Below are 13,513 nucleotides of genomic sequence, written 5' to 3' on the forward strand. Positions count from 1 at the left end.
TTATGGCCGGAGCAGGATCACATGCAGGAAGCGCGGACCATGGGCGCCACGGACATAGGTGCCTTCAATGTCGGTCGTGCCGGAAACGCCGGTGACCCAATAATGGGCGCGGGGTTGGGTGCCGGGGAGCGGGGCGTCCTCCAGATAGGGAGCGATGTCGCTGGCCGCCAGCAGCACGATATGGTGCAGGGCCAGGAAATTGGGCAGCATCGGCGCTTCGGCCGCGGTTTCGAAAATCAATGATCCGGTCTCGGCAATGCCCTTGCGCGCAATGGCGAGGGCAGCGCTTTCCTCGGGCGCGGCAGACATGTGCAGGGTGAAACCGCTCCAGTCGCATGGCGCAAGGCGCGGATCGGGCGGCAGGCAGAGAGAGAGGGGTTCCCCCTGTCCTTCCAGATAGCGGGCGATGGCGGCGGGCAGATCGGCCAGCGTCTGGATACTGTCATGGCTGGCGCTCACGCTGGGAAGGGCGAGGCGGGCGAGGAATTCGGCCTCCAGCGCGCTTTCGTCCACCGCCGGGCGTTCCGGGGCGATGAGCAACGCGTCGGCCTCTGCCTGCTGGGGGGCCGGGCCCTTGAGGCGGGCGAGGATGGCGCTCCTGCTGTCGGACGGGCGGGCGCTCATGGGCGGCGTTCCTTCCGATATTGGGCCATGAAGGTCCTGGCGGCAGGCTTGGGCATGTCGCGATATCGGGTCCAGCCGCCGGCCATAGGCAGTTTGCCGATCCACCCTGTCTTCCCCATCAACCGCAGGGCCCGCGCCGCAACCCCCGTGCCGAAGCGATAGAGTGCGGGGCGACGGGCGACGAAGGCCCAGAGTCCGACGCCCATCCGCATGGATGTCGGTTCCAGCCCCTCTCGCCAGCTTTTCTCGCGCCAGCCGCGCAGCAGCGTGGGGAGGGGAATGCGGACGGGGCAGACCTCCTGACACTTGCCGTTGAGGGTGCAGGCATTGGGCAGGTCGCGGCTCTGCCGGAGACCGTCCAGCGTCGGGGTCAGCACCGATCCCATCGGCCCCGGATAGGTGCCGCCATAGGCATGGCCGCCGATCTGGCGGAAGACGACGCAATGATTCATGCATGCCCCGCAACGGATGCAGCGCAGCATTTCGGCCAGCCCTTCCTCGCGCATCTTCGTCCGGCCATTATCGACCAGCACGATGTGCATTTCCTCCGGCCCGTCGCGGTCGCCGGGGCGCCTGGGACCGGCATAGAAGGTCGTATATTGGGTCAGCGCCGCGCCGGTCGCCGACCGTGCCAGCATGCGCAGCAAATGGATGGCGTGCGGCATCGAGGGCACGATCTTCTCGATCCCTGCCGTCACAATATGGATGCGCGGCGGCACCAGCGAGAGTTCGGCATTGCCCTCATTGGTGACGGTGCAGATCGCGCCCGTATCCGCGATCAGGAAATTGGCGCCCGAAATGCCGACATCGGCACCCAGCATCTGCGAGCGCAGTTCCCGCCGGGCGCTTTCGGCCATGGCGGCGATGCTCTCTTCCTCATGCGGCGTGCGATGCCTGGCCTTGAACAGCGCCGACACCTGCTCCCGCGTCTTGTGCATGGCGGGCCAGATGATGTGCGAAGGGCGCTCGTCCGCCAACTGGATGATATGTTCGGCCAGATCGGTTTCAACGCGCCCGATCCCGGCTTCGGCCAGGGCGTGGGGCAGCCCGATTTCCTCGCCCAGCATCGATTTGGAGCGGGCGACGCTCCTGGCATCGGCCGCCTTGCAGATGTCGACGACGATCCGGCAGGCTTCGTCGGCGGTGCTGGCCCAATGAACCTTGGCTCCGGCCGTGATGGCATTGGCTTCGAACTGTTCCAGATAATGGCCGAGATACGCGACGACATGATCCTTGATCGCCGCGGCGCGGGTCCGGGCCGCTTCGAAATCGGGGAAGGTCGAGACGGCAAGGCCGCGCTTGGCTTCGGCGGTCCCGGCGGTGCGTTCGACCGCGATCTTCAATATCGGGTCGGCCAGCGCCGCGTCGGCGCGTTCCTGGAAGTTCGCCCTCTCGGCGTTGGCGGCGCCGCCGCTCATGCCTCTTCCCCGATGGCGGGGCCGTCGCCCATGCCCGCGATCAGCTCTATGGCATGATAGGCGCGCACCTTGCTGCCCTTGCGATGGAGCTTGCCCGCCATGTTCATCAGGCAACCCAGATCCCCGGCGAGCAGCAGGTCGGCGCCGGTGGCGTCGATGGCGTCGGCCTTCTCCCCGACGATGGCGTTGGAGATGGCCGGATATTTGACGCAGAAGGTCCCGCCGAAACCGCAGCATGTCTCCTCGCCCCGCAGCGGCGCGAGGGAAAGGCCGCCGACAGACTTCAGCAGGCGGCGCGGCTGCGCCTTGATGCCCAGCTCGCGAAGGCCCGAGCAACTATCGTGATAGGTGGCGCTGGCGTCGAGGCTGACGCCTTCGGGCCTCCAGCCGAGCACCTCGTCGAGATAGGCCATGATCTCGAAGGTCCTGTCCGCCACCGCGCGCGCGCGCGGGAGCCATTCGGGATCATGCTCGAAGAGTTCGGGATAGTGGCAACGGATCGTCCCCGCGCAGGAGCCGGATGGGACGACGACGGCTTCATAGGGTTCGAGCGCTTCGATCGTCTGCTTCGCCAGCGCCGCCGCATGGCCGCGGTCGCCGCTGTTGAGCGCGGGCTGGCCGCAGCAGGTCTGGCCCTCCGGCACGACCACCTCGCAACCCGCCGCCTCCAGCGCGCGGATCGCCGCGAAGCCGATGCGCGGGCGCATCAGGTCGACAAGGCAGGTGACGAAAAGGGCGACCCGCCGGGCCATTATTGCAGGTTCACATACATGCCGCCGTCGACCAGCAGCGCGGCGCCGGTCACATAGGCCGCCATGTCGGACGCGAGGAATATGATCGGCCCTGCCAGATCCTCCGGCTGGCCGAGACGGCCCAAGGGCGTGCGCGCTTCCATATATTTCCGCTTCTCGACGTCGGCGAGATCGTCCTTGTTGATCTCCGTCAGGATGGTGCCGGGCAGGACGCTGTTGCAGCGTATGCCATGCTTGCCCAATGCGATGGCGGTCGACTGCATCAGCGAATGCACGCCCGCCTTGGTCGGGGTATAATGGGTCTGGAACTCGCCGCCGACCAGCGCCGAGATCGAGGACACGGCGACGATCGAGCCGCCATGGCCCTGTTTCACCATCTGCTGCGCGGCCGCTTGCACCATGAAATAGGCGCCGTGCAGGTTCACCTGGAAGGTCCGCTCCACCACGTCGACCGGCATGTCGAGAAAGGCGTGGAAGGGGCAGATGCCGGCATTGCTGACCATCACGTCGACCTTGCCGAAGGCGTCCACGGCCCGCGCCACGAAGTCCTGCGCGGTCTGCGGATCGGCGACGTCGCCCTTCACCGCGACGGCGCGCTGGCCGAGCGCCTCGATCTCCGCCACGCAGCTTTGGGCCGGACCGTCGCTGTTCGCATAGTTGATGACGACATCCGCGCCATGCCGGGCGGCACCGATGGCGGCAGCGCGGCCGATGCCGGTCGATGCGCCGGTGACGAGGACGGTCTTGCCTTCAAGCAGCTTCATGGAAACGGTTCCTTGGTGGGTTAGCGCCGCGCCGGGCGGCGGGATGGTTTGACGCCGGGGGTCCAGCCCAGATCGGCGCTGATCCTGCGGGCAGTGCCGACGACGTCCTGACTGAGCGTCTGCATGCGCTCATCGTCCATATATTGAGCAGCGCTCGACAGGCTGATGGCGGCGACGATCGCGCCCGACGCGTCGCGAACGGGGGCGGCGACGCAGCGTATCTGATCCTCATTCTCTTCCAGGTCGAAGGAGCGCCCTTCCAACGCATAGCTGCGCATCCGCTCCAGCCATAGGTCATAGCCGACGGGGTGGGTGCCCGCCGCCTGGTCCGCATCGAACAGCCGGTGCCAGTTGGCTTCCGGATCGTCGAGCAGCAGCGCCTTGCCCAGACCGGTGGAGGTGAGCGGCTGGCGGTCGCCGATACGGCTGGAGATCTCCACGCGGCGGCGGCCCGGAATCTTGTCGAGATAGAGCGCCTGATCCCCGTCGAGCCGCCCCAGATGCACCACATCCTCGCTGGCGGCGGCCAGCGCCTCCAGATGCGGCCGCGCGATCTGCACCACGTCCGCCTGCGCCTGCGCCAGGAAACCCAGTTGCAGCAGCTTCGGCCCCAACTGATAGCCCTCGCGCGGCAGGAAGGTCAGGAAGCCGCGCTCCACCAGCGCATTGGCGAGCCGATGCGTGGTCGAGCGGGTCAGGCCCATGCGTTCGGAGAGTTCGGCCAGCTTCACCGGGCCGTCGACTACCTGGTCAAGCAGGTCCAGCCCGCGCTGCAGGGTCTGCGATCCCGAAGCCTTTGCCGCATCGGCTTTCCCGTCATCCTTTTCGGGGGCCTTCGACATTTCCTCTCGCTCGCCTGATTCTGGGTTTGACGAATTTTGTCTCATCTACTAACACTCTATCCCACAAAATGAGAAAAACAAGGGTGAAGGAGGGGCTGACCTGATTCTTTTCCGATCATGCCAGTCCCGCGCTCAACCCATATAATGCGGTTTTGACCATATATTGGAATTTATCGCCAGCCGTTCCCACATCCTGAACGGCGGCGACACGGAATGGGAGTTTTTCGCGTGCCGATCGTGACGTTGCCGAAGATCAAACATGTCCGCGCCTTCACCGTGCGCGGCGGCGGTGCCGACTATCATGACCAGGGCGAGGGCCACTGGATCGACGATCATATCGCCACCCCCATGTCGCGCTATCCCGAATATCGGCAGTCGCGGCAGAGCTTCGGCATCAATGTGCTGGGCACGCTGGTCGTGGAGATCGAGGCGGAAGACGGCACCATCGGCTTCGCGGTCACCACAGGCGGCGAACCGGCCGCCTACATCGTGGAGAAGCATCTGGCCCGCTTCCTCGAAGGCCGTTCGCCCACGGATTACGAGAAAATCTGGGATCAGATGTATTTCTCGACCCAATATTATGGACGCAAGGGTTTGGTCGTGAACGCGATTTCCGGCGTCGACCTGGCATTGTGGGATCTGCTCGGCAAGCTGCGGCAAGAGCCGGTCTATCACCTGTTGGGCGGGGCGGTGCGCGACGAACTGCAATTCTATGCCACCGGCGCGCGGCCGGACAAGGCCAAGGAATTCGGCTTCATCGGCGGCAAGCTGCCGCTGCACCACGGTCCGGCCGAAGGGATCGAGGGCCTGAAGCAGAATATCGCCGAGCTGGCCGACATGCGCTCCAGGGTGGGCGACGATTTCTGGCTGATGTGGGACTGCTGGATGGCGCTGGATGTCGACTATGCCACCCGCCTCGCCATCGCGGCCCATGAACTCGGCCTCAAATGGATCGAAGAGGCGATCAGCCCGGACGATTATTGGGGCTACAGCCAGCTCAAGCGCAATGTGCCCAAGGGGATGCTGGTGACCACCGGCGAGCATGAGGCGACCCGCTGGGGCTTCCGCATGCTGATGGAAATGGACTGTTGCGACATCATCCAGCCCGATGTCGGCTGGTGCGGCGGCGTCACCGAATTGCTGAAGATCAGCGCGCTGGCCGACGCCCATGGCAAGATGGTCGTGCCGCACGGATCGTCAGTCTACAGCTATCATTTCGTCATCACCCGCCACAATTCGCCCTTCGCCGAATTTCTGATGATGCATCCGGGGCCGACGGAGGTGGTGCCGATGTTCCACCCGCAACTCATCGGCGAACCGGTGCCGGAAAATGGCCGCCTGAAGGTCGGCGCGCTCGATGCGCCCGGTTTCGGCGTCGAGCTGAACCGCGATATCGTGATGCACCGTCCCTATACGCACTGATTTGGCACCCATTGATCGCCCAGAAGAGAGAAAAGACATGAAATTCTGCCGTTTCGGACAACGTGGCCAGGAAAGGCCCGGCGTCATCGACAGCGAGGGCCGGATCCGCGACCTGTCGGGCGTCGTCGCCGACATCACGATCGCCAGCCTGCCGGCGGCCAAGGCGGCGGACATCGCGTCGCTGCCGGTCGTCGAGGGCGAGCCGCGCTACGGCGTGCCGGTCAAGGGCATCGGCAAGATCGTCGCCATCGGCCTCAACTATGAGGATCATGCGATCGAATCCAACCTGCCGATCCCGACCGAGCCGGTCATGTTCATGAAGGCGCTCTCCTCGCTCAACGGCCCCAATGACGAGGTGATGCTGCCCAGGGGGTCGACCCATGGCGACTGGGAGGTCGAACTGGGCGTGATCATCGGCGAAACCTGCCGCTATGTGCCGGAGGACCAGGCGCTGTCGAAGGTGGCGGGCTATGTCCTCGCCAATGACGTGTCGGAACGCTTCAACCAGAAACAGCGCGGCACCCAATGGTCCAAGGGCAAGGGCCACGACACTTTCTGCCCGGTCGGCCCCTGGCTGGTGACGGCGGACGAGATCGGCGACCCGCAGGATCTCGCCATGCACCTCGACGTCAATGGGACACGGATGCAGACCGGCAACACGAAGACGATGATCTTCACCGTCGCGCAGCTCATCTCCTATGTCAGCGAATATGTGACGCTCCAACCCGGCGACCTGATGATCACCGGCACGCCGCCGGGCGTGGGCGAAGGCAAGAAGCCGGACGCCATCTATCTGAAGGCCGGTGACGTCATGGAGCTGAGCATTGCGGGGCTGGGCACGCAGAAGCAGAATGTCGTCGAATGGCGCCATCTGGGTGACGAGGTGCTCGGATGAGCGCCTTCGCCGGACGTTATGAGGGACGCTGTGCCATCGTCACCGGTGGCGCATCGGGTCTGGGCAAGCAGGTCGCCGCGCGCATCGTTGCCGAGGGTGGCAAAGTTGTGCTGTGGGATCTCAACGCCGATACGCTGGCCGCCGCGGGGCAAGAGGTCGGCGCGGTGCATGTGGTGGCGCTCGACGTCAGCGATCGGGCCGCCGTCGCCGTCGCCGCGCAGGAAAGCGCCGCCGCGCTCGGCAAGATCGATGTCCTCGTCTGCTCGGCGGGGATCACCGGCGCGACCGCGACGGTGTGGGACTATCCCGTCGACAGTTGGCAGCGGGTGATCGACATCAACCTGAACGGCCTCTTCTACTGCAACCGGGAAGTCGTGCCCTTCATGCTGGAGAATGGCTATGGCCGGATCGTCAACTTGGCTTCCGTCGCGGGCAAGGAAGGCAATCCCAACGCCAGCGCCTATTCGGCGAGCAAGGCGGGCGTCATTGGCCTCACCAAGTCGCTGGGGAAGGAACTGGCGGGCAAGGGCGTCATCGCCAATGCGCTGACCCCCGCGACCTTCGAAAGCCCGATCCTGGACCAGCTGCCGCAGAGCCAGGTCGACTATATGCGATCGAAGATCCCGATGGGGCGGCTCGGCCTTGTCGAGGAATCGGCGGCGATGGTCTGCTTCATGGCTTCCGAAGAGTGCAGTTTCACCACGGCGTCGACCTTCGACACCTCCGGCGGGCGCACCACCTTTTGACAGTCGGGATGGCGCGACCGGTCAGGCAAGAGCCGGCGCGCCATCCGTTTCCCCGGCGGAGAGACGATGTCCGAAATCCCCTTTGTCGACGCGCATATCCACCTGTGGGATCTCGCGCACATCCATTATGACTGGCTCAGCCCGCCCTTTTCCGATGAAGGGCCGAACGGCAGCGTGGAAGCCATCGCCCGGGATTATGGCGTGGCCGATTATCGCGCCGATCTCGCCCGCTGGAATGTCGTCGGCGCCGTGCATGTCGATGCCGGTGCCGCGGCGGAGAGCGCGCTGCGGGAAACGCAATGGCTGGACGCGCTGGCCGCGGTCGAAGGACTGCCTACGGGCTTCGTCGCCTTTGCTGCGCTGAACGACCCGGATGCCGATGCGCTGCTGGCGGCGCAGGCTGCCCATCCGCGGGTCAAGGGCATCCGCCACATCGTCAACTGGCACCCCAGCCCCCAGCGCACCTACGGTCCCATCGACCTGACCGCCGATCCGCAATGGCGGGCCGGCTATGCGCTGCTGGCCCGGTATGGCCTGTCCTTCGACCTGCAATGCTATCCGGGGCAGATGCCGGGCCTTGCGCCGCTGATCGAGCGGCATCCCGACATTCCGGTGGTCATCAACCATATGGGCATGCCGGTGCTGACCGACGCCGATGGGCTGGAAGACTGGCGCAAGGGATTGAAGGCGCTCGCCGCGCTGCCCCATGTCGCGATCAAGCTGTCGGGCATGGGCTTCATCCGTCGTGACTGGACGAAGGAGATGGTCGAGCCGCTGGTCCGCGAGGCGATCGACCTGTTCGGCGTCGACCGCTGCGCCTTCGCCAGCGACACGCCGACCGACAAGCTCTTCGGCTCCATCGACCGCTATATGGAAGCCTATCACGCCGTCGTCGCGGACTTCGGGGAAGAAGACCGCCGCGCCCTGTTCGGCCGCAACGCCAATCGCCTCTATCGCCTGGGACTGACGCTATGACCCCCAATCCGCTGATCGGTGTCCTCTTCCACTGGCTGGGCGGTCTCGCCTCGGCCAGCTTCTATGTCCCCTATCATGGCGTGAAGCGCTGGAACTGGGAGATTTTCTGGCTGACCGGGGGAATATTCTCCTGGGTGCTGGCGCCCTGGTTCTTCGCCTATGTCCAGACGCAGAACCTGTTCGGCGTGATGGCGCAGGTGCCGTCCTCCATCGTCGGCCTGTGCGTCTTCTTCGGCTTCCTGTGGGGCTTTGGCGGCCTGACCTATGGCCTCACCATGCGCTATCTGGGCCTGTCGCTGGGGATGGCGGTGGTGCTGGGGCTGTGCACCGTGTTCGGCACGCTGATCCCGCCGATCGTCGATGGCAGTTTCATGCACGAGATTGCCGGTACCCTGCATGGACAGATCGTGCTGCTGGGACTGGCGGTGACGATCCTGGGCATCGTCGTCGTCGCGATGGCGGGCGCCCGCAAGGATGCCGCGCTGTCGGCCGAGCAGAAGGCCGCCGCCGTCGCCGAATTCAATTTCCGGAAGGGCATCGCCGTCGCGATCTTCTCCGGCATCATGTCCTCCTGCTTCGCCTTCGGGCTAGCGGCGGGTCAGCCGGTCAATGAACTGAGCCGCGCGGCGGGCACCGGGCCATTGTGGGTCGGTCTGCCGACGCTGTGCATCGTCATGTTCGGCGGCCTCGTCACCAATGCGCTGTGGTGCGGCTGGCTGATCCTTCGCAACAGGTCGGCCGGGCAATGGTTCGGCGCGGCGGACGAGCAGGGCCATAGACCAGCCATTTTGCCCAATTTCCTGCTGTGCGCGCTGGCGGGCACGGCCTGGTATTTCCAGTTCTTCTTCTACACCATGGGTGAAAGCCAGATGGGCCGTTTCGGCTTTTCAAGCTGGACGCTGCACATGGCGTCGATCATCATCTTCGGCACCTGCTGGGGCTTTGCCTTCAAGGAGTGGAAGGACGCCGAACCCAGGGTACGCCGGATGGTGTGGAGTGGGGTTGGCCTGCTGATCTTCGCAACGCTCATCATCGGCTACGGCAATCGGCTGGCGGCCTGATATTCTGACATGTCCTGCCCGCGTGGGTGGCGTCGCGATCGCCACCAACAGGGCCATGAACGGCGATCAGCGCTGCGCGAGCTGGGTGGCCGGCTTGCGGGTGATGGTCAGCCCTGCATCGGCCCGTGCGTCCGCTGTGCGGCAGGTGACGAGCGGATTGATGCGGCCCGGCACGCTCTGTTTCAGGCAATATTTGCCGGTCTTTTCGTTGAGGGTCATCTTCGCTTCCCCGAACCGGCCTTCCACCCGGGCGAACGAAGGCGTGGCGAGCGTGGCGGCAGCGGCGATGGCGGCGATAAAAATGCTGTTTTTCATGAACATGGTTTCTTCCCTGAATGCGTCTGGACGGTCTTGATGGACCGTATCCAGATCATTGCAGGAGCCGTGCCAAATCGCTGAAAACCCGAAAACAGCCGCCTTTTCCGGTCTTCAGACCATTTCGTGCCTTATAAAATCCCCGTCAGTTGGGATTATTTTCGAACTATCGGGATTTCAAACGGCCAAAGCGGCAAAAGAAAAACCCGCCGGTCACGCGACCGGCGGGCCTGAAGCATTGGTGCGACCCGAAAGCTTCAACAAAGCATCAATATTGGACGGTCACCGTCACCGCGCGGCGGTTCTGCGCCCAGGCGGCCTCGTCCGAACCCAGCGCGGCGGGCCGTTCCTTGCCATAGCTGACGGTGGTGATGCGGCTGGAATCGATGCCCAGCGACGCCAGATAATTCTTCGCCGCATTGGCGCGCCGTTCGCCCAGCGCAATATTATAATCGCGGGTGCCGCGCTCGTCGCAATGCCCTTCGATCGTGACGCGGACATTGGGATTCTGCTGCAACCAGGCCGCCTGGCTCTGCAGGATCTGCTGGTCCTGGGCGTCGATATCATATTGGTCGGTGCCGAAGAGAACGCGATCCGACGTGACGGAGGCCACGAAATCCTCCTGGCTGCCCTTGACGGGGCCGGACGACGTGGCGGGGGTGCTGGTCTGCGCCGAAGTGTCGGCGGGCGGAGGCGGCAGTTCCTTCGGCGGCTTCTTCGAACAGGCCGCAAGAGCGACGATCGCAGTGGCCATCAGCAGGGGCCGGGACAATTTCATCGGGGATCTCCTCAAATAAAATATCTCAGTTACGCGCGGGCGACCTCACTATGCGGCCTAGGTCGTTACGCAGTCAGGACGATTCAGTTCCGTTACGAAATATATTTACGCTTTTTCAGGGCAGCAGCGGACCCCAGGCCGGGTCGGAGCCGCTCAAGGGCGTCGGAATGCGCCGCTCGTTCACGCCGGTCAGGTCGACCTGCCACACCTGGCTGTTGCCGTCGCGGCCCGGCGTGGTGCGGAAGAATTGCAGCACGCGGCCGTTGGGCGACCAGCTGGGCTGCTCATCCTGCCAGCCATTGGTCAGGATGCGCTCATTGTCGCCGGTTGGCGTCATCACCGCGATCTTGAAGTCGCCCGAAATCTTGGTGAAGGCGATCAGGTCGCCGCGCGGGCTCCATTCGGGCGTCGCATAGCGGCCGCCGCCATGGCTGATCCGGCGCTGGTTCGACCCGTCGGCGTTCATGACATAGATTTGCTGGCTGCCCGACCGGTCGCTTTCGAACACGATCTGGCGGCCGTCCGGCGAATAGCTGCCGCCGACATCGATGCCGGGCGCGGTGGTCAGGCGCACCGGCTGGCCGCCCTGCGCCGGGACGCGGTAGATGTCGGTATTCCCCGCGATCGCCATGGAGAAAAGGATATTGCGTCCATCGGGCGACCAGCGCGGCGCGAAGGTCGGGTTGCTGCTTTCCGTCACCAGCCGCTGCCTGCCCGTGCCGATATCATAGACGTAGATGCGCACCCGGTTGTTCAGGTAGCTCACATAGACGATCGACTTGTAATCGGGCGAGAAGCGCGGCGTCAGCGCGATCGACTGACCGTTGGTGATGAAGCGGTGGTTGGCACCGTCCGAATCCATGATGGCGAGGCGCTTGGTGCGGTTCCCCTTGGGGCCGCTTTCCGCGATATAGGCGATGCGGCTGTCGAAGAAGGGGCTTTCGCCCGACAGGCGCGCATAGATGGCGTCGGCGCATTTATGCGCGGCCCGGCGCCAGTCACGCGGCGCGACGACATAGCCCTGCCGCGTCAGTTCCTGCTTCAGCGCAACGTCGTACAGATAACAGCCGACGGTGATGTCGGCCTCGCCGCCGGTGGTGCGCACGAAGCCCTGCACCAGCGCCTGATAGGCGCCCCACTTGTCATAGGCCGGGTTGGTGACTTCAGGGAAGGCGATGGTCGGGATGCCGCCCGGCCCGGAGGGAGCGAACAGGCCGGAGCCTTTGAGGTCCGCCGCGATCACCTCGGCGATCTTGCGGCCCAGTTCGGTCGAGCCGCCGGCGGGGGTGGAAACTTCGGCCTGCGCCGGAAGCGCGGGCACGACGATCTTGAGGTTGCTGTCGATCTCGCCGGTCACATCAACGGACAGCTGGGCCAGAGCGGGCGCTGCGGCAAGGGCCATGAAGGCGGTGGCGGCCACGCTCAGGCGGCGCATCAATATCGTCATCATCGGTTCAGCCTCGCGTCAAAGCGGAGTGGCTTCAGCCATTTCCACTGTTCGTAAAATTCGGGCGGCAGGTTGCGGAAGGGCGACGCCAGCTTCACCGCCTGTATGGCCCGCTCGGCATGGAGTTGCGCCTGCGGACGGTTGCTTGCCGTGACGCCCTGCTGATCGATCACCTGCGGCGATCCGATCACATTGCCATTCTTGTCGAGCCGCACCTCCAGCAAGGTCACGAGCTGGTCGGCATCCGCGCCTGAGGGCGGCCGCCAGTGCGGCTTCAACTGACGGCGGATCTCGGCGTCCAGCGCGGCCTTCTGCGCCGCTCCCATGGCGGCGGCGGGTGGCGGCGCGGGCGTGCGGGGGGCGTCGGCATTGGTGTCGATGCCCTTGAGGAAATCCTTGCCCAGCAGGGAGCCTCTGGGCTTGTCGGCCTTGCCCTGGCCGGAAGCGCGCGCCGGAGCGTCCGGCTTCGGCTTGGCGGCGGGCCTGGATGACGATTTGGCGGGTGCAGCGGTAGCGGGCCTTGGCTTTTCGGGCGCAGGCCTGGGCTTGGCCGGAGCAGGCTTTTCCGCTGCCGGTTTCGGCTTGGGCGCCGCCTTGGCCACATCCTTCTTTGGGGGCGTGGGCGCTGGCTTGGGCGGTGAGGGTTTTGCCACCGGCTTGGGCGGCGCGGCTTTTGGCGTCGGCGGGGCCGGGGTCGGCTGTGGTTCAGGCGCGGGTTCAGGCTCCGGCGCGGGCGCGGCGTCCTCCGTCGCTCCCCGTTCCGGCGCGACGCTGGGCGGGGGAGGCTGCGTCGAGACTTTGGGCGCCATCGACTTCAACGCCACCTCGTCCACCAGGCTAACGTCCATCGGCGGTGAATTCAGCTTCAACGGGTTGGGCGTAGCCAGAAAGCCGGTCGACAGCAGGCCGAACAGCAGGACATGTCCCGCCGTCGCCACGCCAAGGCCGATTTTCTCCGCGCGATCCATGGGCAAGACCTATGGCCCCTATTCTGAACTGCCGCTGACAGCAGCGCCGTCCTCGGCTCCGGTACTGACCAGCGCGACCTTGTTCAGGCCGGCCCGGTTCAGCTCGCCCATGACCAGCATCACCCGGCCATAATCCAGCCCCTTGTCGGCGCGCAGAAAGATCTGCGGCGGCTCGGCCTTGCCCGCATTGGCCGACATGATCTCGGCCAGACGGCCCGGCAGATCGGCGTCGCTGATCTGCGTATCGTCGATGAAGACGCCGCCGTCGCGATCGATGGAAACGACCGTCGGCTTCTGGTCCTGGTCCAGCCCCTTGGCGCGGGTTTCGGGCAGGTTCACCGGCACGCCCGTCACCAGCAGGGGGGCGGTCACCATGAAGATGATCAGCAGCACCAGCATGACGTCGACCAGCGGCGTCACGTTGATGTCGGCCATCGGCGCCCGGTTGCGCCCGCGACGGCCGGATGGAGGCCCCGACATCGCCATTACAGCGCCTCCCGCCCAAG

The 13,513-nt window shown here is 65.2% G+C and carries 15 protein-coding genes; 5 read left to right on the forward strand and 10 right to left on the reverse strand.

Annotation, left to right across the window (positions count from 1 at the left end):
- From MJ601_RS16435 to MJ601_RS16455, 5 genes are read right to left on the reverse strand one after another with little or no spacing between them, the layout of a single operon-like run.
- Positions 1 to 624: a LutC/YkgG family protein gene (locus tag MJ601_RS16435; RefSeq protein WP_242128368.1), complete on the reverse strand. Its 624-nt coding sequence runs from the start codon at positions 622 to 624 to the stop codon at positions 1 to 3.
- Positions 621 to 2,042 carry a lactate utilization protein B gene (locus MJ601_RS16440; protein WP_242128370.1) on the reverse strand — a complete coding sequence of 474 codons (1,422 nt, stop codon included), beginning with the start codon at positions 2,040 to 2,042 and terminating at the stop codon, positions 621 to 623. Before MJ601_RS16440 ends, MJ601_RS16435 begins: the two co-directional genes overlap by 4 nt.
- Positions 2,039 to 2,794 (reverse strand): (Fe-S)-binding protein, encoded by a 756-nt coding sequence (locus tag MJ601_RS16445; protein WP_242128372.1) that lies wholly within the window; start codon positions 2,792 to 2,794, stop codon positions 2,039 to 2,041. The genes MJ601_RS16440 and MJ601_RS16445 overlap by 4 nt, the downstream gene beginning before the upstream one ends.
- Complete coding sequence (gene lra1, locus MJ601_RS16450; RefSeq protein ID WP_242128374.1) at positions 2,794 to 3,558, reverse strand: L-rhamnose 1-dehydrogenase Lra1; 765 nt, start codon at positions 3,556 to 3,558, stop codon at positions 2,794 to 2,796. The genes MJ601_RS16445 and lra1 overlap by 1 nt, the downstream gene beginning before the upstream one ends.
- A gap of 20 nt (positions 3,559 to 3,578) precedes the next feature.
- Complete coding sequence (locus MJ601_RS16455) at positions 3,579 to 4,445, reverse strand: IclR family transcriptional regulator (RefSeq protein ID WP_242128375.1); 867 nt, start codon at positions 4,443 to 4,445, stop codon at positions 3,579 to 3,581.
- Positions 4,446 to 4,613: 168 nt separating this feature from the next.
- Here MJ601_RS16455 and rhmD point away from each other — a divergent pair, with 168 nt between their 5' ends.
- The 5 genes from rhmD (at position 4,614) to rhaT (ending at position 9,499) form a co-directional block, all read left to right on the forward strand.
- A complete protein-coding gene (rhmD, locus tag MJ601_RS16460; protein ID WP_242128377.1) occupies positions 4,614 to 5,822 on the forward strand; it encodes an L-rhamnonate dehydratase in 1,209 nt (402 codons plus the stop codon).
- Positions 5,823 to 5,859: 37 nt separating this feature from the next.
- The gene (locus MJ601_RS16465) at positions 5,860 to 6,717 is read left to right on the forward strand and encodes a 2,4-didehydro-3-deoxy-L-rhamnonate hydrolase (protein ID WP_242128379.1); all 858 of its coding nucleotides are present in this window, start codon (positions 5,860 to 5,862) and stop codon (positions 6,715 to 6,717) included.
- Positions 6,714 to 7,463 (forward strand): SDR family NAD(P)-dependent oxidoreductase, encoded by a 750-nt coding sequence (locus tag MJ601_RS16470; RefSeq protein ID WP_242128381.1) that lies wholly within the window; start codon positions 6,714 to 6,716, stop codon positions 7,461 to 7,463. The genes MJ601_RS16465 and MJ601_RS16470 overlap by 4 nt, the downstream gene beginning before the upstream one ends.
- 66 nt (positions 7,464 to 7,529) lie before the next feature.
- Positions 7,530 to 8,438, forward strand: a complete 909-nt coding sequence (locus tag MJ601_RS16475; RefSeq protein WP_242128382.1) for an amidohydrolase family protein — start codon at positions 7,530 to 7,532, stop codon at positions 8,436 to 8,438.
- Complete coding sequence (gene rhaT, locus MJ601_RS16480; protein WP_242128384.1) at positions 8,435 to 9,499, forward strand: L-rhamnose/proton symporter RhaT; 1,065 nt, start codon at positions 8,435 to 8,437, stop codon at positions 9,497 to 9,499. The genes MJ601_RS16475 and rhaT overlap by 4 nt, the downstream gene beginning before the upstream one ends.
- Positions 9,500 to 9,565: 66 nt before the next feature.
- Here rhaT and MJ601_RS16485 read toward each other — a convergent pair whose 3' ends face one another.
- The 5 genes from MJ601_RS16485 to tolR form a co-directional block, all read right to left on the reverse strand.
- Positions 9,566 to 9,814 (reverse strand): hypothetical protein, encoded by a 249-nt coding sequence (locus MJ601_RS16485; RefSeq protein ID WP_242128386.1) that lies wholly within the window; start codon positions 9,812 to 9,814, stop codon positions 9,566 to 9,568.
- 268 nt (positions 9,815 to 10,082) lie between these two features.
- The gene (gene pal, locus MJ601_RS16490) at positions 10,083 to 10,592 is read right to left on the reverse strand and encodes a peptidoglycan-associated lipoprotein Pal (protein ID WP_242128387.1); all 510 of its coding nucleotides are present in this window, start codon (positions 10,590 to 10,592) and stop codon (positions 10,083 to 10,085) included.
- A 115-nt stretch (positions 10,593 to 10,707) separates the two neighbouring features.
- Positions 10,708 to 12,042: a Tol-Pal system beta propeller repeat protein TolB gene (tolB, locus tag MJ601_RS16495; protein WP_242128389.1), complete on the reverse strand. Its 1,335-nt coding sequence runs from the start codon at positions 12,040 to 12,042 to the stop codon at positions 10,708 to 10,710.
- On the reverse strand, positions 12,039 to 13,007 hold the full coding sequence (locus MJ601_RS16500; protein ID WP_242128479.1) for a cell envelope biogenesis protein TolA: 969 nt from the start codon (positions 13,005 to 13,007) through the stop codon (positions 12,039 to 12,041). The genes tolB and MJ601_RS16500 overlap by 4 nt, the downstream gene beginning before the upstream one ends.
- Before the next feature lie 18 nt (positions 13,008 to 13,025).
- Positions 13,026 to 13,493, reverse strand: a complete 468-nt coding sequence (gene tolR, locus MJ601_RS16505) for a protein TolR (RefSeq protein WP_242128390.1) — start codon at positions 13,491 to 13,493, stop codon at positions 13,026 to 13,028.
- Positions 13,494 to 13,513 lie beyond the last annotated feature (20 nt).

It is taken from the genome of Sphingobium trunci, assembly GCF_022664535.1.
GTDB lineage: Bacteria > Pseudomonadota > Alphaproteobacteria > Sphingomonadales > Sphingomonadaceae > Sphingobium.